This window comes from Ornithinimicrobium faecis (assembly GCF_023923225.1).
Classification (GTDB): Bacteria; Actinomycetota; Actinomycetes; order Actinomycetales; family Dermatophilaceae; genus Ornithinicoccus; species Ornithinicoccus faecis.
The window spans coordinates 2490024-2510144 of record NZ_CP099489.1 but is presented as its reverse complement, the minus strand read 5'-3'; the positions used below and the strand labels follow the sequence as shown (position 1 = coordinate 2510144).

21 protein-coding genes and 1 pseudogene are annotated in these 20121 nt (G+C 68.1%); 14 read left to right on the top strand and 8 right to left on the bottom strand.

Annotated elements, in window-relative coordinates; all coding sequences use genetic code 11:
* Positions 1-577: 577 nt before the first annotated feature.
* From NF556_RS11670 to NF556_RS11650, 5 genes are all read right to left on the bottom strand, one after another.
* Entirely contained in the window at positions 578-1360 is a 783-nt protein-coding gene (locus NF556_RS11670) for an ABC transporter ATP-binding protein (protein WP_252591106.1), read from the bottom strand.
* Positions 1357-2163: an ABC transporter ATP-binding protein gene (locus NF556_RS11665; RefSeq protein WP_252595790.1), complete on the bottom strand. Its 807-nt coding sequence runs from the start codon at positions 2161-2163 to the stop codon at positions 1357-1359. Before NF556_RS11665 ends, NF556_RS11670 begins: the two co-directional genes overlap by 4 nt.
* Before the next feature lie 223 nt (positions 2164-2386).
* Positions 2387-3364: a branched-chain amino acid ABC transporter permease gene (locus tag NF556_RS11660; protein WP_252591105.1), complete on the bottom strand. Its 978-nt coding sequence runs from the start codon at positions 3362-3364 to the stop codon at positions 2387-2389.
* Positions 3365-3376: 12 nt separating this feature from the next.
* On the bottom strand, positions 3377-4627 hold the full coding sequence (locus NF556_RS11655; protein ID WP_252591104.1) for a branched-chain amino acid ABC transporter permease: 1251 nt from the start codon (positions 4625-4627) through the stop codon (positions 3377-3379).
* 259 nt (positions 4628-4886) lie between these two features.
* The gene (locus NF556_RS11650) at positions 4887-5750 is read right to left on the bottom strand and encodes a class I SAM-dependent methyltransferase (RefSeq protein WP_252591103.1); all 864 of its coding nucleotides are present in this window, start codon (positions 5748-5750) and stop codon (positions 4887-4889) included.
* Between the two features lie 169 nt (positions 5751-5919).
* On the opposite strand from NF556_RS11650, the gene rpsA reads away from it, so the two are divergent.
* The gene (gene rpsA, locus NF556_RS11645; RefSeq protein WP_252591102.1) at positions 5920-7434 is read left to right on the top strand and encodes a 30S ribosomal protein S1; all 1515 of its coding nucleotides are present in this window, start codon (positions 5920-5922) and stop codon (positions 7432-7434) included.
* Between the two features lie 260 nt (positions 7435-7694).
* On the opposite strand, the gene NF556_RS11640 is transcribed toward rpsA, so the two are convergent.
* Positions 7695-8450, bottom strand: coding sequence for an SDR family NAD(P)-dependent oxidoreductase (locus tag NF556_RS11640; RefSeq protein ID WP_252591101.1), 756 nt, complete (start codon positions 8448-8450; stop codon positions 7695-7697).
* 46 nt (positions 8451-8496) lie between these two features.
* On the opposite strand from NF556_RS11640, the gene coaE reads away from it, so the two are divergent.
* The 3 genes from coaE (at position 8497) to NF556_RS11625 (ending at position 12787) form a co-directional block, all read left to right on the top strand.
* Positions 8497-9393, top strand: a complete 897-nt coding sequence (coaE, locus tag NF556_RS11635) for a dephospho-CoA kinase (RefSeq protein ID WP_252591100.1) — start codon at positions 8497-8499, stop codon at positions 9391-9393.
* A gap of 10 nt (positions 9394-9403) precedes the next feature.
* On the top strand, positions 9404-11512 hold the full coding sequence (uvrB, locus tag NF556_RS11630; protein WP_252591099.1) for an excinuclease ABC subunit UvrB: 2109 nt from the start codon (positions 9404-9406) through the stop codon (positions 11510-11512).
* Between the two features lie 177 nt (positions 11513-11689).
* Positions 11690-12787 (top strand): TerC family protein, encoded by a 1098-nt coding sequence (locus tag NF556_RS11625; RefSeq protein ID WP_256829815.1) that lies wholly within the window; start codon positions 11690-11692, stop codon positions 12785-12787.
* 12 nt (positions 12788-12799) lie between these two features.
* Here NF556_RS11625 and NF556_RS11620 read toward each other — a convergent pair whose 3' ends face one another.
* Complete coding sequence (locus NF556_RS11620) at positions 12800-13684, bottom strand: EamA family transporter (protein ID WP_425607006.1); 885 nt, start codon at positions 13682-13684, stop codon at positions 12800-12802.
* A pseudogene (locus NF556_RS11615) lies at positions 13681-13869 on the bottom strand (MBL fold metallo-hydrolase); the annotation flags it as partial. The gene NF556_RS11620 and the pseudogene NF556_RS11615, both read right to left, overlap by 4 nt.
* A gap of 18 nt (positions 13870-13887) precedes the next feature.
* Between NF556_RS11615 and NF556_RS11610 the strand changes: the two are divergent.
* The 10 genes from NF556_RS11610 to NF556_RS11570 all read left to right on the top strand — a co-directional run bounded on the left by NF556_RS11610 (position 13888) and on the right by NF556_RS11570 (position 19909).
* Positions 13888-15357, top strand: coding sequence for a recombinase family protein (locus NF556_RS11610; protein ID WP_252591098.1), 1470 nt, complete (start codon positions 13888-13890; stop codon positions 15355-15357).
* Positions 15354-15680 carry a hypothetical protein gene (locus tag NF556_RS11605; RefSeq protein ID WP_252591097.1) on the top strand — a complete coding sequence of 109 codons (327 nt, stop codon included), beginning with the start codon at positions 15354-15356 and terminating at the stop codon, positions 15678-15680. The genes NF556_RS11610 and NF556_RS11605 overlap by 4 nt, the downstream gene beginning before the upstream one ends.
* Before the next feature lie 118 nt (positions 15681-15798).
* Positions 15799-16038 (top strand): hypothetical protein, encoded by a 240-nt coding sequence (locus tag NF556_RS11600; protein WP_252591096.1) that lies wholly within the window; start codon positions 15799-15801, stop codon positions 16036-16038.
* An 88-nt stretch (positions 16039-16126) separates the two neighbouring features.
* Complete coding sequence (locus tag NF556_RS11595) at positions 16127-16381, top strand: hypothetical protein (protein ID WP_252591095.1); 255 nt, start codon at positions 16127-16129, stop codon at positions 16379-16381.
* Positions 16382-16702 carry a hypothetical protein gene (locus NF556_RS11590; RefSeq protein ID WP_252591094.1) on the top strand — a complete coding sequence of 107 codons (321 nt, stop codon included), beginning with the start codon at positions 16382-16384 and terminating at the stop codon, positions 16700-16702.
* Positions 16699-18936, top strand: a complete 2238-nt coding sequence (locus NF556_RS11585; RefSeq protein WP_252591093.1) for a hypothetical protein — start codon at positions 16699-16701, stop codon at positions 18934-18936. The genes NF556_RS11590 and NF556_RS11585 overlap by 4 nt, the downstream gene beginning before the upstream one ends.
* On the top strand, positions 18933-19163 hold the full coding sequence (locus NF556_RS11580; protein ID WP_252591092.1) for a hypothetical protein: 231 nt from the start codon (positions 18933-18935) through the stop codon (positions 19161-19163). Before NF556_RS11585 ends, NF556_RS11580 begins: the two co-directional genes overlap by 4 nt.
* Positions 19160-19321 (top strand): hypothetical protein, encoded by a 162-nt coding sequence (locus tag NF556_RS11575; protein ID WP_252591091.1) that lies wholly within the window; start codon positions 19160-19162, stop codon positions 19319-19321. Before NF556_RS11580 ends, NF556_RS11575 begins: the two co-directional genes overlap by 4 nt.
* On the top strand, positions 19272-19616 hold the full coding sequence (locus NF556_RS21525) for a WhiB family transcriptional regulator (RefSeq protein ID WP_425607039.1): 345 nt from the start codon (positions 19272-19274) through the stop codon (positions 19614-19616). Before NF556_RS11575 ends, NF556_RS21525 begins: the two co-directional genes overlap by 50 nt.
* Positions 19613-19909 (top strand): hypothetical protein, encoded by a 297-nt coding sequence (locus NF556_RS11570; protein ID WP_252591090.1) that lies wholly within the window; start codon positions 19613-19615, stop codon positions 19907-19909. Before NF556_RS21525 ends, NF556_RS11570 begins: the two co-directional genes overlap by 4 nt.
* The last annotated feature ends 212 nt before the right edge of the window (positions 19910-20121 follow it).

Sequence of the window (20121 nt, the reverse complement as noted above, 5' to 3'; positions counted from 1 at the left end):
CCCGGGAGAATCTCCCGGGGGCCTTGTGCGTGTGCGCTGCGCCGCGTCGAACGAGCTAGGGCGTGTCTCCCACAGGTTCTGAGGGTGGTCCCGACGTTGCGTGCGGCGGTGTGGTGCCGTCCGATGATGAGCCGTCGGGGGTCAGCAGACCCATGCTGATGTAGGTCAACGCTCCCAGGATCAGCCCGACGCCGATCCAGATCGCCCAGGAGGCCCATCCGCGACGCAGGTGTTGCCCGACGAGGCCAGCGATGAGGATCAAGGGGCCAACACACCAGCCGAAGAGTCCGAAGATGGAGAGGCCAAGGCCGACAGGGATGGCGAGGACGGCGACCAACGCTGTCCCTGCAGTGAACTGCCGGTCACGTGCAGGCGGCTGAACGGTGCCAGGACCTGTCATGCCTGATCACCTCCACAGTCTCCGGGGCGCCCGTGCCCGGCACCTCAACGCCAACAACCGTAGCGCTGCCCGCGACCCTCGCGCGGCCGTTAGAAGTGATCAGGTGAACTGAACGACCGCCACAAGAAGGCCCCCGGGAGATTCTCCCGGGGGCCTCGTTGTGGTGCTGTGCGCGGGCTAGGCCGACTCCTCCTGGCCGAGTGTGCCGAGGTAGAGCCCGATCACCTTCTCGTCGTTGAGCAGTTCACGACCGGTGCCGGTGTGGGCGTCGTGGCCCTGGTCGAGCACATAGGCGCGATCACAGATCTGCAGGCACCGGCGGGCGTTCTGCTCGACCATGATCGTCGTGACCCCCGCCTGGTTGATCGAGGAGACCCGGATGAAGGCATCGTCCTGACGCACGGGGGACAGCCCTGCCGACGGCTCATCGAGCAGGAGAACCTCCGGGCGCATCATCAGGGCCCGGGACATTGCCACCATCTGTCGCTCACCACCGCTCAGCGACCCGGCGACCTGACTCATGCGATCACCCAGCGCCGGGAAGATGTCCACGACGAACTCGAGGTTCTCGCGGACGCCCGCCGGCTTCTGGAAGGCGCCCATCTCCAGGTTTTCCCTGATGGTCAGGGTGGGGAAGACATTCTCGGTCTGGGGGACCAGGCCGACACCCTTTTCGACCAACTCGTTGGCCTTGAGGTTGGTGATGTCGTCGCCGCGGAGGGTGATCGATCCCTCGCGGACCTGCACCATGCCGAAGATCGCCTTCAACAGGGTGGACTTGCCGGCGCCGTTGGGCCCGATGATGCCGATGAGCTCACCGTCATAGGCCCGCAGGTTGGTGTCGGTGAGGATGTTGATCCCCGGCAGATAGCCCGCGGTCACGCTCTTGACATCGACCACGATGTCCCGCGTCTCGGGCTGAGCCGCCGGTGTGGTTGTGGGGGTGGTGGATTCGCTCATGGGAGTCTGTTCCCCTCCTCGTCATAGCGGCCGGTGATGACGCCGATGTCCTCGTCCAGGTGGCTGCCGAGATAGGCGTCGATGACGGCTGGGTCCTTCATGACCTCGCTGGGTGGGCCCTCAGCCACGATCCGGCCCTCGGCCATGACCACGACCCAGTCGGCGATGTGGCGCACCATGTGCATGTCATGCTCCACGAAGAGCACGGTCATGCCCTCGGCCTTGAGGTCGAGCACGTGGTCGAGCAGGGACTGCACCAGCGCCGGGTTCACACCCGCCATCGGCTCGTCCAGGAGGACGAACTCCGGCTCGGTCATCAGGGCGCGTGCCATCTCCAGCAGTTTGCGCTGGCCGCCGGAGAGGCTGGCGGAGTAGTCGTCCTTCTTCTCGTAGAGCTTGAACTTCTTCAGCAGACCGAGAGCGCGCTCCTCGATCTCACGCTCCTGCTTCTGCCAGAGCATCGGCACCACGGAGGCCAGCATGGACTCGCCACGCTGCCCGGTGGCACCCAGTTTCATGCTCTCGAGCACCGTGAGGCGGGCGAGCACCTTGGTCAGCTGGAAGGTGCGCACCTGACCCAACCGCGCCGACTTGAAGGCGGGGATCCCCGACAGGGCACGGCCGTTGAACGACCAGGCACCCGTGTCCGGCTTGTCGAAACCGCTCAGCAGATTGAACAGCGTCGTCTTGCCGGCACCGTTGGGGCCAATGAGCGCAGTGATCGCGTGGCGGGGGATCTCCAGGTGCTGGGCATCCACCGCCTTGACACCGCCGAAGGACCGGGTGATGTTGTCCGCGACCATGATCGGGTCGGTCTTGGGCACGCCAGGGGCGGGCGGTCCCTTGGCCAGATCGGTGGTCGTGTGGATCTCGTGGGTCGGCTCGACCTCGAGCGTCTCGACGACGGTCTCCACGTCGATCCCCTTCAGCTCGGTGCCCTCCGGGGCATCCGGCAGGTCGGGGGCACTGGGGTCAGGAGTGTCCCGGTGGGGAGTGTCGGGATTGAGACTGCTGGGTTCGGGGCTGCTATTTGACAAAGGTCATCTCCTTCTTCTTGCCCAGGAGGCCCTGTGGTCGGAACGCGACCAGGAGCATCAGAGCGAGACCAACGAGCACGAACCGGAAGTTGCCGGCCGCCGTCGAGGACATGGGCAGCCAGCCCTCGTTGGCCATGGCGGGGAGGACCCCGGCCAGGAAGGCCATGACGCCCCAGTACATGACGGCACCGAGCACCGGACCAAACAGTGTTGCGGCGCCACCCAGAAGCAGGGCGGTCCACACGAAGAAGGTCAGGCTCGGCAGGTAGTACTGCGGGATCACCGCGGAGGGCAGGGCAATGACCACGCCGCCCAGGGCGCCGAGGACACCACCGATGATGAGGGCCTGCATCTTGTAGAGGTAGACGTTCTTGCCCAGCGAGCGGACCGCGTCCTCATCCTCCCGGATGCCCTTGAGCACGCGACCCCAGGGGCTGCGCATGAGCAGCCACACCAGGAGGACACCGAGCGCGACCAGCACGAGGCCGAACAGGCGGCTCCACCACTGGTCGGACGTGAACTCCCACGGGCCGAAGCCGAAGGTGCCGGCAGGGAGGGGATTGGCCTCGCGGAAACTGGTGTGATAGCCGCCGAGCCCATCGGCGGAGTTGGTCCAGGTGTCAAAAACCCGGGACTGGAACAGCAACCGCACGATCTCGGCAGCGGCGATGGTCACGATCGCGAGGTAGTCGGCTCGAAGTCGTAGCGTCGGGATGCCGAGCAGCACCGCGAAGATCACGGCCGCGACGACGCTGACCAGGATACCGGCCCACCAGGGGAAGCCGAAGCTGAGGATGGAGATCGCGTAGCCGTAGGCACCGATGGCCATGAAGCCAGCCATGCCGAAGTTGAGCAGGCCCGCGTAGCCGAAGTGCACGGCCAGGCCGAGGGCGGCCAGCATGAAGCCGATGGTCTCGGGGGACAGCATGAAGCTCGCCGTGTTGTTGAGGATGGAACCCCAGTTCATTGCATGCCTCCCTTATCCGACGCGTTCGCGTCGGCCCAGGAGCCCCTGGGGTCGGACGAGTAGGACCAGGATGAGGACGCCGAGCGCACCGACGTACTTGATGTCAGACGGGATCCACAGGGTCGAGACCTCGACCAGGATGCCGATGACCAGGGAGCCGACCAGCGCGCCGAAGGCCGTGCCCAGGCCGCCCAGGACGACCGCGGCGAAGATGAGCAACAGGATCTGCACACCCATGTCCCACTTGATGCCCGGACGGAAGTAGGCCCACAGGACGCCGGACAGTCCGGCGAGGGAGCCACCGATGACCCAGACGATCCGGGTCACCCGCTCGACATCGATGCCGCTGGCGGCGGCGAGTTGACGGTTGTCGGCGACCGCTCGGGTCGCCTTGCCGATGCGGGTGCGCAGCAACCAGTAGGACACGCCGAGCAGCACGAGCAGGCTCAGCACCATGCTGATGATGTCCACCGTCGACAGGGCAACCGGTCCGAAGATTTGGTGTTTGGTCCCCCCGACACCGGGGAGCTGGGTGGTGCCACCGCCGATGATGATGAGGAAGACGTAGCGGCCGACCAGCGAGAACCCGATGGTGAGGATCATCATCTGCACGAGCCCGATGCCTCTGCGTCGCAACGGTCTCCACAGGGCGGCGTCGAAGAACCAGCCGAAGGCCCCGCTGGCGATCACCGCCACGGCGATCGCCACGAGAATGGGCAGGCCGAGCTGCCACACCAACAGGGCGGCGACGGCGCCGAAGGTCACCATCTCGGCGTGCGCGAAGTTCGTCAGGCCGGTGGTGCCGAAGATCAGAGACAGCCCGATCGAGGCGAGCGCGAGCATCAGGCCGAAGTTCAGGCCGTTGAAGAGTCGCTCGACGAACTGCGACAGGAAGCTGGCCGTCTCGCGCACGTCCTCGCCGAGGAAGAAGTTGGCCGGTGCGAAGAACTGCGAGCCGTAGGCCACGGTGATCGGGTTGTCGCCCTCGACGGTCACGCCCTCGGGGAGCGTCTCCTCATCGACCAGGACCTCGTAGGGGTCCTGGGTCGGCACCCCGATCCGGACCTGCCCCCGCTCGTCGGAGACTGCCTCGGCCTCGTAGTCGCCGCCGGTGACAACGACCCGCACGTCAGGGACGGGCTGGTTGCTGTTGCGGATGTTGACCGTGACGTTCTGGTCATACTCCTCGACGTTGACCTGGGACTCTCCACCGGAGCCGTCGTCCTGGGCCGAGGCGGGCACCGCCGCCTGCAGGATCACCATCAGGAACGAGACAACCAGGAGCCATAACCCGCGCGTCGCGGCCGGGCGTGCGTGGGCAGGGGGAACAGGCCGGGGCGGGGGAGTGCGCCGCACTCTGCGCCGACGCCTGATAGATCCGATCGTGGTCACGGGACCTCACTTCGGGGGGCGGGGGTCACACGACACCATTGGGGTGTGCCGCTGGCGGTATTAAACGCGACCTGAGGCTGTTCGGCCAGTATCTCGGCCAGATCGGGCCACATGTTGTCCGTTCTGTTACCTAGTCGTGCCCAGGCCTCGGGGCAGGGAGGTGACACACGAAGATCGCTGTCCCGGGGATCAGTTCGCCGCGCAGCCGGCTCCAGCCGCCCCACTCGTGGTCCGCGCCCGCAGGCCACTGCGGCTCCACCAGGTCGACGAGCGTGAGCCCGGCGGCCGTGATCTCTCGCACGCGGTCGCCCAGGGTGCGGTGGTGCTCGGCATAGGTGGCGCGCCCCTGTGCGTCCTCCTCGACATAGGGACTGCGATCGAAGTAGGAGGAGCGCACGGTCAGGCCCGCCTCTCCCGGGACATCGGGCAGCGCCCACCGGATCGGGTGGGTGACCGAGAAGGCCAGGGTCCCGCCGGGCCGGAGCACCCGGGCCACCTCACGCAGCAGTCCGGCTGAGTCGGCGACGAAGGGCAGGGCGCCGTAGGCAGAGAAGACGGTGTCGAAGGAGTCGTCGGCAAAGGGCAGGTGCGCCGCGTCGCACTGGGCGTATGAGGGGCGGGCGTCACGATCCAGTGCCTGTCCCTGCCGGAGCATGGCGCCGGAGATGTCGGTGGCCACCACTCGGGCCCCCTGGGCGACGCACCACCGACTGCCTTGGGCGGCGCCGGCACCGAACTCGAGGAGGTCGCGCCCAGCCAGATCGCCGAGCAGCCGCAGCTCGGACTCGTAGACACCCTCCGGCCCCCACATCAGCTCCGCATCGCCCAGCACCACGCTGTGCTCCGCGTAGTATTCGGTGGCCTCGGAGTCCCACCAGGACCGGTTGGCCGCGGCGCTCTCTGGCTGGCCCACGGGCCGCCGCGTGACAGACTCGGCCGGCGCCACGGCATACGGCTGCTGTCCGGGAGGACCTGCGGGCGGGCGCGTGCTCATGGGCGCAGTCTGCCGGATTGACCACCGGTGGCACGCGCAGGTAGGGTAGTCGTGCGCGGCGCGTGCGTTCGTGCGTGCGCCATCACAATATCTGTCCATCTCGGACGGGTCACCCTCGCGGTTTGACCGGTCCACACCTGAGTGTCCACTACTACGGAGCCCCTACTACATGACTGCAACTGCGCCTGAGAAGGCCATCTCCCAGATCGCGATCAACGACATCGGGTCTGAGGAAGAACTCCTCGCAGCGATCGACGCCACGATCAAGAACTTCAACGATGGCGACATCGTCGAGGGGATCATCGTCAAGGTCGACCGCGACGAGGTCCTGCTCGACATCGGCTACAAGACCGAGGGCGTCATCCCGTCCCGTGAGCTGGCCATCAAGCACGACGTTGACCCGTCCGAGGTCGTCAACGTCGGCGACGAGGTCGAGGCCCTTGTCCTCCAGAAGGAGGACAAGGAAGGCCGCCTAATCCTGTCCAAGAAGCGCGCACAGTATGAGCGCGCCTGGGGCTCCATCGAGCAGATCAAGGAAGAGGACGGCGTCGTCACTGGCACCGTCATCGAGGTCGTCAAGGGTGGCCTCATCCTCGACATCGGCCTGCGCGGCTTCCTGCCCGCCTCCCTGGTCGAGATGCGCCGCGTGCGCGACCTGCAGCCCTACGTCGGCCAGCAGATCGAGGCCAAGATCATCGAGCTGGACAAGAACCGCAACAACGTGGTCCTGTCCCGTCGTGCCTGGCTGGAGCAGACGCAGTCCGAGGTCCGCACCACCTTCCTCAAGGAGCTGGCCAAGGGCCAGGTCCGCTCCGGTGTCGTCAGCAGCATCGTCAACTTCGGTGCGTTTGTCGACCTGGGCGGCGGCGTGGACGGTCTGGTCCACGTCTCCGAGCTGTCCTGGAAGCACATCGACAACCCGGGCGAGGTCGTCGAGGTTGGCGACGAGGTCACCGTTGAGGTCCTGGACGTCGACATGGACCGCGAGCGTGTCTCCCTGTCGCTGAAGGCGACCCAGGAGGACCCGTGGCAGCACTTCGCGCGCACCCACGCCATCGGCCAGGTCGTGCCGGGCAAGGTCACCAAGCTGGTGCCCTTCGGTGCGTTCGTGCGTGTTGAGGACGGCATCGAGGGCCTGGTCCACATCTCCGAGCTGGCCGAGCGCCACGTGGAGCTGCCGGAGCAGGTTGTCACCGTCGGCACCGACATCTTCGTCAAGGTCATCGACATCGACCTGGAGCGTCGTCGCATCTCGCTGTCGCTGAAGCAGGCCAACGAGGCCGTCGCGGCCGACTTCGACCCGACCCTCTACGGCATGGCCGCCGAGTACGACGAGGAGGGGAACTACAAGTACCCCGAGGGCTTCGACGCCGAGGCTCAGGAGTGGATGGAGGGCTTCGAGGCCCAGCGCGAGAAGTGGGAGAAGGAGTACGCCGACGCCCACGAGCGCTACGAGGCTCACAAGGCTCAGGTCGAGGCAGCTTCCGAGGCCGAGGAGGCCGCTGGCGACGCCGCGGACACCGCGACCACCTACTCCTCGGGCAGCAGCAGCAGCTCGAGCGGCAGCTCCAGCTCCAGCTCCAGCAGCGAGACCGCGGCTCCGTCCGCGCCGGCCGAGGCCCAGGGCACCCTGGCCTCCGACGAGGCTCTCGCCGCACTGCGCGAGAAGCTCACCGGCAACTGATCACCGCTCCGGCCGGCCGCTCACACGGCTGACGGAGCATGCCGAACGGCCCGGTTCCCCTGTGGGGGAGCCGGGCCGTTCGCGTTGGCTAGGTCGCGTCATCGGCGCGAGCGCTGGTCTCGGCATCAACGGCACGTCGCTCGCAGCGCCCGGCGCTCTTGGTCCTGCGGGAGGTGTCGGCAGCGACCACTCCTGCAGGACGTTAACCGCCCGGCGAACAAGGGTCAGCCCCGGCACCGGGTGCCTCTCCCACCGACGAGTCAGCCGCGGCCGAGCAGCGTCCCGCCGTTGACCTGCAGGATCTGGCCGGTCGTCCACGCGGCGCCGGGGGAGGCGAGGTAGGCCACGGCGCCAGCGACCTCCTCGGGCGTGCCGGGTCGTCCCATCGGGATCGTCGCCAGCCGCTTCTGGCGCACGGACGGGTCCGCGGCGATGCGGTCCTCCCAGAATGGCGTGTCCGGCACGAAGCCCGGCGCGACCGCGTTGACGGTGATCTGCTCGGCGGCGAGTTCCTGGGACAGCGAGAGCACCCAGGCATTGATGGCGGCTTTGGCCGCACCATAGGACCCCGAACCACGCAGCGCCGCAATGGAACTCATCGCGATGATCCGTCCGCCGGGCCGGCGGATGTGGTCACGTAGCGCCTCGGTGAGCAACACGGCAGAGAGCACGTTGGCCTCGAAGTCCGCCTTCCAGCCGTCGGCGATCGACTCGAGATCCGGCCCCGCCCCGACACCCAGGTTGCCGCCCGCGTTGCACACGAGCACGTCGATGGCTGGGCCGCGGTGCAGGATCCCGGCCAGAGTCTCCACCTCGGCGGGCACCGTCAGGTCGCACGCCAACGGACTGATCTGCACGCCAGGGGGTGCCTGTGACGCCAGCTCACGAGCGGTCTCGCGCAGCACCTCCGCGCGCCGGCCGACCAGCACGACCTGGCTGGCCTGCGGGAGCAGGGCGGCAGCGATGGCCCGGCCGATGCCGGTGCCACCTCCAGTGACGACGATGCGCGAAGCCATGACGTGAGTGTGCCCTACCCGCGGTGTGCTGACTAGGCTGGTCACCATGTTGAGGGTCGGGTTGAGCGGTGGCATCGGGTCCGGGAAGTCCACTGTCGCAAGGGCGTTGGCCGACCACGGGGCGGTCATCATCGACGCGGACCGGCTGGCCCGGGAGGTCGTCGAGCCGGGCACCGCCGGACTGGAGGCCATCAGGGAGAGGTTCGGGAGCGGCATACTCACCTCCGACGGGGCCCTGGACCGGCCCGCCCTGGGTCGGGTCGTGTTCGCGGACACCGCCGCCCGAGGTGACCTCGAGCGCATCACCCACCCCCTGATCGCCGCACGGACCAAGGAACTCATCGACGCCGCCCCGCCGATGAGCATCGTGGTCCACGACGTGCCGCTGCTGGTCGAGGTCGGTTATGCCCCGCGCTATCACCTGGTGATCATCGTGGGTGCCTCCCGGGAGACCCGGCTGGAGCGACTGGTCACCCACCGGGGCATGGACCGCGCCGATGCCGAGCAGCGGATCGACGCCCAGGCCTCCGACGAGCAACGCAGGGCGGTGGCCGACGTGTGGCTCCACAACCAGGGGAGCGTGGACGAGCTGCGCGCCGCAACCGAGACGCTGTATGCCGAACGCCTGGCTCCCTTCCTGGCCAACCTGGAGCAGGGGGTCGGCCTGGAGACGCACGAGGTGCCCGGTCCGGTGGAGGTGGAGCGGCTCACGGCCCGCCTGGCGCACGTGCTGGGGGATGACCTGGGCGGTCCGCTTGAGCTCGATCCCGGGACGGACAGCCTGCTGGTCCCGCTGAGTGCGGGAGTGACGAGTGAGGGGGTCACCGAGACCTTGGCCCGGGCCGGCTTCCCGTCCGTGGGACCGGGGCGGATGGCCTCAGCCGACCCGGGGCGCCCGGTCGTCCTCACGCTCCGGGAACACACTGTCGGTCCTGAGGGTTAGCGTTGACGATATGCGCCCCACGACTGACCTCCAGCGGACCGTCGCGCCGATCCGTGTCGAGTCCGATTTCCAACCCAGCGGTGATCAGCCCGCTGCGATCAGGGACCTCGCCGACCGGATCAACCGCGGCGAGCAGAACGTCGTGCTGCTCGGCGCCACGGGCACGGGCAAGTCAGCGACCACCGCCTGGCTGCTCGAGCAGGTGCAGCGGCCCACGCTGGTGATGGCGCCCAACAAGACTCTGGCGGCCCAGCTGGCCAACGAGTTCCGTGAGCTGCTGCCCAAGACCGCGGTCGAATACTTCGTCAGCTACTACGACTACTTCCAGCCCGAGGCCTATGTGCCGCAGACGGACACCTACATCGAGAAGGACTCCTCGATCAATGACGAGGTCGAGCGGCTGCGTCACTCGGCGACCAACTCGCTGTTGACCCGGCGCGATGTGGTCGTGGTGGCGTCCGTGTCCTGCATCTATGGCCTGGGCACCCCGCAGGAGTATGTCGACCGGATGGCCCAGTTGAGGGTGGGCGACGAGATCGAGCGCGACGAGTTGTTGCGCAAGTTCGTCACCATGCAATACACCCGCAACGACATGGCGTTCACCCGCGGCACCTTCCGGGTGCGGGGTGACACGGTCGAGATCATCCCGCAATACGAGGAGCTCGCCGTGCGCATCGAGTTCTTCGGCGACGAGATCGACAAGCTCTACACGCTCAACCCGCTCACCGGTGAGGTGGTGCGCGAGGAGCAGGAGATGTATGTCTTCCCCGCCTCCCACTATGTGGCCGGACCGGAGCGCATGGAGCGGGCCGTCGCCGGCATCGAGGCCGAGCTGGGCGAGCAGTTGGCGGTCTTCGAGCGCGAGGGCAAACTGCTGGAGGCCCAGCGGCTGCGGATGCGCACGACCTATGACCTGGAGATGATGCGCCAGATCGGGTCGTGCTCGGGCATCGAGAACTACTCGCTCCACATCGACGGCCGGGAGCGCGGGACCGCCCCCAACTGTTTGTTGGACTACTTCCCCGAGGACTTCCTGCTGGTCATCGACGAGTCGCACGTGACCGTGCCGCAGATCGGTGCCATGTATGAGGGTGACATGTCGCGCAAGCGCACCCTGGTCGATCACGGGTTCCGGCTGCCCAGCGCGATGGACAACCGCCCGCTGAAGTGGGAGGAGTTCCTGGAGCGGATCGGCCAGACCGTCTATCTCTCGGCAACCCCTGGCGACTACGAGATGGCCAAGGCTGACGGCGTGGTCGAGCAGATCATCCGGCCCACGGGCCTGGTGGACCCCGAGGTCGTGCTGAAGCCGACCAAGGGGCAGATCGACGACCTGCTGCACGAGATCGGTGAGCGCACCGCCAAGAACGAGCGGGTGCTGGTCACGACGCTGACCAAGAAGATGGCCGAGGACCTCACCGACTACCTGCTCGACAAGGGGGTGCGGGTGCGTTATCTGCACTCTGACATCGACACCCTGCGGCGGGTGGAGCTGCTGCGCGAGCTGCGGCTGGGGGAGTATGACGTGCTGGTCGGCATCAACCTGCTGCGTGAGGGACTGGACCTGCCCGAGGTGTCGTTGGTGAGCATCCTGGACGCCGACAAGGAGGGCTTCCTGCGCTCGGCACGCTCCCTCATCCAGACGATCGGCCGCGCGGCCCGCAACGTCTCGGGCCAGGTGCACATGTACGCCGACAAGATGACCCCGTCCATGGAGCAGGCCATCGACGAGACCAACCGGCGGCGCGAGAAGCAGTTGGCCTACAACGTTGAGAAGGGCATCGACCCGACCCCGCTGCGCAAGAAGATCGCCGACATCACCGACCTGCTGGAGCGTGAGGACGCCGACACCGAGGCGCTGATGGGCAGTGGCCGTTCGCAGTCGCGCGGCAAGCGAGGGCGGCCCAACGCTGGTTCGGTGGCTGCGGATGCCGGTGTTGCGCTCGGCGGGCGCCGGGAGAATCTCGCGGCCAGCGAGCTCGCCCAGCTCATCCAGGAGCTCACCGGACAGATGCATCAGGCGGCGACCGATCTGCACTTTGAGCTGGCGGCCCGGCTGCGTGATGAGATCGGTGATCTCAAGAAGGAACTGCGCCAGATGCGGGAGCACGCGGGCTGACCGTTTGCCCCTGCACTCTGTGAGAGAATCACCTGGTGCGGAGGGGAGTATCCCCATCTCGTCGGTCGTCCGTCATCACGGCACCCATCTGGTGCCCGGGCCACTGGCCGGTCACTCCTGACCGGTGGGAGAGACCTCCGGTCAGTCGTGATCCCCTCACCGGAAGGCCCCCGCGTCTTGTTTGACAATGCGTTCGTTCCCGCGAGCACCGCGTTCATCTTTGTTGGTGCCATGATCGTGGTGCTGCTCTTTGACGTGATCATCCTCGGCCGTCGCCCCCACGTGCCGAGCAACAAGGAGACAGGCACCGCGCTGGGGCTCTACGTCGGCCTGGCCGTTGCCTTCGGCATCTACGTGTGGGTGGTCGGAGGTCATCAGCTCGGAGGTGAGTTCTTCGCCGGGTGGTTGACGGAGTACTCCCTGTCGGTTGACAACCTGTTCATCTTCATCATCATCATGGCCAACCTGAAGGTGCCACGGCAGTATCAGCAGTACGCCCTGCTGATCGGCATCGTCATCGCCCTGATCCTGCGCGCGATCTTCATCATGCTCGGTGCCCAGGCGATCGAGGCCTGGTCCTGGGTCTTCTACATCTTCGGCGCCTTCCTCATCTACACCGCAGTCAAGCTGGCCATGGAGAACGTCGGAGACCACGAGGACGAGGAGGAAGAGGAGAGCAAGATCATTGCGATCGCCCGCCGGATCCTGCCGTTCACGGACTCCTGGGACCACGGCAAGAAGCTCAGCGTGGTGGAGAACGGCAAGCGCCTGTTCACCCCGATGCTGCTGGTGATCCTCGCCCTGGGCATGACGGACCTGCTCTTCGCGCTCGACTCCATCCCCGCGATCTTCGGGCTGACCCAGGACCCGTTCCTGGTGCTGATGGCCAACATCTTCGCCCTGATGGGTCTGCGTCAGCTCTACTTCCTGATCGGCAACCTGCTGCAGAAGCTGGTGTACCTCGGCATCGGTCTGGCGGTCCTGTTGGCCTTCATCGGCCTGAAGCTGATCTTCCACGCCATGCACGTCAATGAGCTGTCGTTCATCAACAACGGTGAGCCCTTCCTGTGGGCCCCAGAGATCCCCATCTGGCTGTCACTGACCGTGATCATCGGCATCCTCGCCATCACGACGGTCGCCAGCCTCATCAAGACCGGCAGGGACTCCCGCAAGCGCGAGCGTGAGCAGTTGGAGCTCGACGATGTCTCGGACACCGGCTTCTATGGCTCGGACGGCGAGGGGTCTGACTCGGCGAGGACGACCGACAAGGGCTAGGTGCGACAAGGGCTAGGTGCCGCGGCCTCGACGACCGAGCACCGCAATGCTGGCCAAGACCACCATGGCCATCCCGGCCACCTGCAGGGACGCTAGCGTCTGAGACAGCACGAGGAGCCCGGCCAGTGCCGCCGCGGCGGGCTCCAGGCTGAGCAGGACCCCGAAGGTGCCCGCGGACAGCCGGCGCAGTGCGAGGAGCTCCAGGGAGTAGGGGATCGCCGAGGAGAGCAGGGCAATGCCGAGGCCGCGCAGCAGCACCTCGCCGTCGAGGAGCGCGGTCCCGGCATCCAGCACGCCGAGGGGGACCAGGACCACGGCGCCGATCGTGAGCGCGATGGCCATGCCGTCCAGCCCCTCGAAGCGTGCACCGGTGCGGCCGCTGAGGACGATGTAGGCCGCCCAGAACCCACCGGCGGCGGCTGCCAGCGCGATGCCGACCAGGTCCATCTGCGCCCAGGGCACGGTCAGGGCCTGGGAGATGAACAGCACCCCGAGCAGGGCGAGCAGGACGGCGAGCGCGTCGCGACCACGGCGAGAGGTGGCAGCGGCGAGCAGGAGCGGTCCCAGGAACTCGATGGTCACGGCGACGCCGATGGGCAGCCGCTCCAGCGAGGCATAGAAGCAGATGTTCATCGCCGTGAGCGCCGCCGCGAAGCCAGCGACCGTGATCCAGTCCGCCCGGCTGCGGCCACGCCAGCGAGGACGCACCAGGGCCAGCAGGAGCAGCGCGGCCAGCACGATGCGCAACAGCACCGAGCCGAGGACGCCCACCAGGGGCAGCAGCGTCGCGGCGAGCGCGCCGCCAAACTGAACGGACAGCACCGCCACCATGACCAGCAGGACGGGGTGGCCCTGCAAGCTGTTGGTGAGTCCGGTGCCGGTCGGGCGGCTTGTCACCAACCTCGGTCGCGCCATTCGGCCAGGTGCGGACGCTCGGCCCCGAGCGTGGTGCTGTCACCGTGGCCGGGATGCACCACGGTGTCGTCCGGATAGACGTCGAAGACCCGCGCCTCGAGATCGTCCATCAGCGACGTGAACGCCTCGGCGTCGGGTGTCTTGCCGGGCCCGCCCGGGAACCATGAAGGTGCTAACCTGTCAATATGACAGAGACGCTTCGGGTCGCGGTGTATGCGCGGATCAGTGAGGACGGCACCGGCGAGGGCGCCGGCGTTGACAGGCAGGTGCGCGACGCCGAGGCCCTGGCCGAGCTGCGCGGCTGGGAGGTTGTCGAGAGGTTCCACGACAACGACATTAGCGCCCTGCGCGGGCGGCACCGCCCAGGCTACGAGGCACTGCTGCAGGCGGTCGCTCGGGGAGCCGTCGACCGGGTGCTGGTCTGGCAGACCTCCCGACTCTGGCGCAACCGTTCCGAGCGCGCCCGCGACATAGACACGTTCGCCGAGGCGCGGGTGGGGATCATCGCGGTGAAGGGGCCGGACCTGGACCTCTCCACAGCCTACGGTCGCGGCATGGCCGGTCTATTGGGAGAGTTCGACACGATGGAGTCCGAGGTCAAGTCCGAGCGCGTCGCCGCCGCTGCTGCCGACCGCGCCCGTCGTGGTGTGCCGAACGGTGGACTTGGCTACGGCTGGATCAAGACCGAGGACGGAGCGTGGATCGTCAACGAGGCCGAGGCGGCCGTGGTCCGCGAGGTCACTGACCGACTCCTGGCAGGGGAGTCGCTGCACGGGATCACCGACGACCTGAACGCCCGCGGAGTCCCGTCGCCGGGATCGCGGGAGAACCGCCGTCGTGCGACGAGCAACCCCAACGGCACCCGGTGGGGCCGCTCCAGTGTCAAGAAGATCGCCACCCGACCTGCCAACGCCGCCATACGGGTGCACCACCGTGGCAAGCCCACGGAGACGATGACAGACGGGCAGTGGCCCGCGATCGTTCCGCGCGACAGGTGGGAGCGGATCGCAGCCAGGTTCGCACCCGACCCCGGCCGGACCAGCACACCGAGGCCGGGTGCACGCAAACATCTGCTGTCATTCTCCGAGGTCGGCGCCTGCGGTGTCTGCGGGTCGCATCTACGGGTCAAGACGATGAAGCCCAAGAAGCCCACGCAGTCGCCGCAGACCCTCTATGCGTGCGACGCCAAGAGTCAGTGCACCGGGCGGAATCAGGCCAAGGTGGACGACCTGGTGGCCGCTGTCGTCGTGGGCCGGCTGGGGCAGCCTGACGCCCTTGCCTGGCTCGCTGGTGACGACGAGCGGGCACGTGAGGCGGGGGAGCGGGTGGAGGCGCTGCAGGCCCGTCTGGACGGTGCCGCAGACCGTTATGCCGAGGGTGGGCTGGACCTGGCGCAACTGGAGCGGATCACCGAGAAGATCAAGCCGCAGATCAATGCGGCCGAGCGGGATCGTCTGGCGCACCTGAGCACCATCGACGCCGATCGGCTGGCAATCCTCGCAGGTCCGCAAGCCCGGCAGAGTTGGAATGCGCTGAACGCTTCCCAGCGGCACGATCTGCTGCTGGCGCTCGGTGTCCGCGTGAAGATCGACCGTGCGGGGCGCGGGCCGGTGTTCCGACCCGAGTCGGTGCGAGTGGAGTGGGTGAGGTCATGAGTCGACGCCGGAAGATCGACCCGCTGCTGCGCGACATGCTTGAGCACCCGTCGTGGCACATTGAGATCGTCTGCCGTTGCACGGGTGACCGCCGCGTGGTGGGTCGTGTGGGATCGAAGAATGGCAACCCGCCGCAGCTCGAGGGTGTGACAAGCGTGGCGCTGGGCACCGGCGATGGACTGCGCACGACCAGCGCTTTTCGTTGCGGTCGCTGTCGCCGGAATCTGCCGGTGCGGACCGACGCCCGCGAACGGTTCACAGTGGCGGCCATGCGCGGCGTGTCGGAGGTCGATCTAGTGCACGTGGCTGCTATCGTCGACTAGCAATAGCCCACCGTCGAGTGGGCCGGCTACCTGCCACGGTTACCGATTACGTCGAGTGGCTGACATTGCGGCTCCATCGGGCACGCGCCTACTGCGCATCCCCGAGGGAGCCGTTCCCATGTCCTGGACTCATCACCGCGCTCGCGTCGCCGCCCTGGCTCGCGACCGCGAGCCCAATGACCCCGACCTACTGGCCGCCCGGCGTGACCTCGCAGCCGAGCGACTGGCCGATCACGTTGCACACGTGCTGGCCCAGGCCCCACCGCTAACAGACGCACAACTGCAGCGCGTCACCGCGATACTGCGTCCGACGCTGCGACCCACCACCGAGGGGCAGGTGGTCGGTCATGCGGGTTGAGACAAGCAGAACGCCCCCCACTGGCCCCAGTGGGGGGCGTTCCCAGACGGTCGGCCACCCAGCCTCAAGTCTTGCTACTGAGTCTACCGTGTCGGCGCCGCTGGCGAGCCGAGCGCGCCGCCACGACTACGCCGTGCGCGTTGTCTCAGAGCGCCGTGACGGGGTGCTGGTCACGCAGTACATGACCGACCTGCCCGCGGCCGACCGGAAGCGCCGGCGCACCCTCGAGCGCGGCCTACGGTGCGAGCTGCACCTGGTGCGCATCGTGCCTGTCGGGCTGACCCTGGACACCTCGGTGGTGCCGTCTGCGGTGGCAGACCTACTCGGGTCGGAGGTGGTCTGAGTGGCGACCTCTCAGACGATGCCCGCGGCGATCAGTGAGCCGACCGCCTGGTGTCGGATCACGGGTGCTGCCCAGGCGCGCCGTGCCGAACGGCTGACCGGGCTGGACCTGGACGACCCTCGCGCGCCCGTCGTGCTGGCGCCGATGGTCGGCACCCTGACCGAGCACGGCACCGAGGCAGACCGGACGTGTGACCGGTGCGGCCACTGGAGCCCGCCGGATGAGGTCTACTGCCCCGGCCTGTACTGGCCGCGACCCCGGCTGGCTCTGGTGCTCGGGCTGTGCGCCCGCTGCGCCGACGCCGAGGGGGTGGCGCCGTGAGTACCGCGAGGACCGCCACAACGGCGCGTGAGCGGCTGCTAGAGGCGCTGGCAGTGGCCGGGAGCACGATCACCAACGGCGGCACCGCAGCGACCTGCCCGGCCCACGAGGACCACGCGCCGAGCCTGTCTATCGGGCAACGTCGGGACCGTGACGGGGTGCTGGTCAACTGTCACGCCGGCTGCACCGTTGACGACGTGCTGGCCGCACTCGGGCTGACCCCGCCTGACCTGTTCGACACCCCTCGGGAGCCGCAGAACAACGGGCGCCCCGTCGTCGTCGCGCGCTACCCCTACACCGACGAGGCCGGGACGATGCTGTACGAGAAGATCCGCATGCACCCGAAGACGTTCCGGCAGTGCCGCGAGGTCGACGGCCGGACCGTGTGGAAACTCGGAGACGTTCGGCGAGTGCTGTACCGGCTGCCTGACGTGCTGGCCGCTGTGCAGGCCGGTGATGCCGTCTACGTGGCCGAGGGCGAGAAGGATGCCGACGCCCTGGTGGCGGCAGGTGTGTGCGCCACCACATGGACAGAGGGTGCGTGGCAGCCGAACAACACCCTCAAGTGGCGGCCGACCTACACCACCACGCTGGCCGGTGCGCACGTCGTCATCGTCCGCGACCGCGACGACGCCGGTCGACACACGGCAGCGACGATCGCGACCGAACTGCAGACGGTGGCCGCGTCGGTGGCCATCGTGGAGCCTGCCGAGGGCAAGGATGCGGCGGACCACCTGGCGGCCGGTCACGCCGTGGCCGATCTGGTGCCCGCCCTCGAGGACGATGGTCGCAACAAGACCAACGTGCCGGATCGCACGGCAGACCAGCGCCGGGCCATGCTCGGTGACCTGCTGGCCGACCTGCGCACCTGGCAGCACCTTCCCGACCCCACGCACATCGTGGCCGCCCTGGCCACCAGTGCGACCCGCGACGAGGACGGCGAAGCGTGCTGGCTGCTGCTGGTCGCTCCACCAAGCTCGGGCAAGACCGAAGCGGTCCGCGTACTGGACGAGGCCGCGGACGCCCGACTGGACGAGGTGACCTCCGCAGGGCTGCTCGGATGGTCCAAGGGCAAGACGGTGCGACCGACCGGCGTCCTGATGCGCGTCGGCGCCCACCCACTGGTCACGTTCGGGGACCTGTCGACCCTGCTGGCCACCTCCGACCGTGGTGGCCGTGACCAAGTGTTCGGCCTGCTGCGCCGCGCCTACGACGGCCACGTGTCGCGGGACATCTCACCCCCTGGCAAGGTCGCAGACGGCCTGCCCGAGCGGCTGGAGTGGTCCGGCCGCCTGACCGTCGTCGGATGCGTCACGGGAGCCATCGACAGATACACCGCCCACGCCGACCAGCTCGGTGCACGGTGGCTGTACGTCAGACTGCCGGGCCGCTCCACCGCCGAGAAGCGACACGCCTCGCTGCTGGCCCGTCGAGGTTCACTGCCGGAGAACCGAGCGCGCGCCAGTGAGGCCGCAGCCGAGCTGCTGGCGGCAGCCAAGACCGTCGACCAACTCCCCGACCACCTCGCCCTGCAGATCGAGGACGCCGCACTGGTCACGGCATGGGGTCGAGGTTCCGTGCCCAGGAACGGCTACGGCCGCCGAGAGATCGAGGGCGTGCCGGTGGTCGAAGAGCCGATGCGCCTGGTCCAGCAGCTCGGTGCCGTGGCCCGCGGCGTCCTGGCCCTCGGACTGCCCACCGAGGCCGCTGCGGCCGTCGCACGTCGAGTGGCACTGGACTCCATGCCGGAGTCACGTCGGGCCGTCCTGGAGGCACTGGCGACCGGCGAGGTGCTGACCACCTCGGGTGTCGGCCGAGCCGCTGCCCTGGACCGCAAGGTGGCCCGGTTCACGCTTGAGGACCTGGCCGCCATCGGCGTGGTTGCCCACGACAGAGCCGAGGACGAGGACGAAGACATACAGGGCACCGTGCACTGGTCGCTGACTGGTGAGGACGGGGTGCTGATATCTGACGTTTTCGCTGCTCACAGCCGGTATGGGGGGTGGGACGAAACGTGGGTATATACCTCCACCTCTCCCCCAGAGAGAGAGACAAAGAGAGAGACCTCGGGGGGTAACCCCACACTTCGTCCCACCCCTGACCACGCCCCGCCGGCCGCCGATGCTGCCGCCGATTCCGACCTCCGGTGCCCGAGCTGCGCCGGAGCGACCACCCCAACCCGAGACGCTGCCGGGCTGCCGTGCCTGGCCTGCTACGAGAAGAGGACCGCATGACCACCACGACCGACCCGACCCTGACCGCGGCACGACACCGCTATCCCCAGGCCGAGTGGATCACAGGCGCCGGGAGATACGCCGTCCTAGCTCGGTGCGGCGTCCTCACCGTCACGCTTCACACCGAGCAGGCGGCCGCCACTGACTCCCGCGCGTTCATCGACCAGCTCGGCTGTGGTGGTGGCTGTAGTCGCCGCCACGAGGTCATCGACCTGGAGGCGCCATGACCGCCCCGATCCCGACAGAGCAGCTGGTGCACACCTCCGACTGCCCCGGTCCGAAGATCACCCGCAAGGACGCGATCGGCTACTCGGCACTGTCCTGCAGCACGTGCGGTGCCCACGCCCGAGTCCCGCTGCGCCGAGAGTGGGCCGACCGTGGCTAGGACAGTCAAGGGCACCTTTCCCCAGATCAGGCCCGCCACGCCCGAATGGGACGCGTTCACCGAGGCCCTGGCCGACGTGGTGACCCCCTGCCGAGGTCTGAATGCCTGGACCTCTGAGGATGCCGCAGAGCGCGCCGTGGCGGCTCGAGCGTGCCAGGGCTGCGAGGTGCTGGCCCTATGCGGTGCCGCGGCTGGGAGCACCCGTGAGAGATACGGCGTCTATGCCGGGGTGGACCGCACACCCCGTGTCGGCGCACCACCGAAGACCACCACCACCACGAGGAGGACCGCATGACCATCCGCCACCGCGGAGGGTGCACGAGCACCGCCACGTTCCGGCAGACCGGCCTACTAGGCGACGTGCTCGAGCGCTGCACCGGCTGCCGAGCGTTCCACGTCGTCACCGACGACCCCGAGGCGCCCGAGGCTGTCGACGCCGACGCACCTGGCACGGCCTACCGATGCCGGGAACACGACACCCCCGTTACCTGGCGCGGCACCGGGTGCCAACCCTGCGCCCACGAGCGCAGCGGCAACCGCAGGCAGCGCAAGGCCAGACGCCGCAAGCAAGCCGAGGCCGGGCTGTGAGAGTCCAAGTCATCCGGTGGGGCGACGGTGGCGCCCTGGCCTACGTCGACGGGGTGCGCGTCAGAATCCGCACCCGCGCCACCGGACCGGCCGTGTGGCTTTGCGACGGACACCCAGACCTACCCGGCCGTCAGGGCTGCGAACACACCGAGGCCCTGGCCGCCCACCCCGCAGACCCCCGCGACCGACAACCGCCGCGGAACACCCCCAAG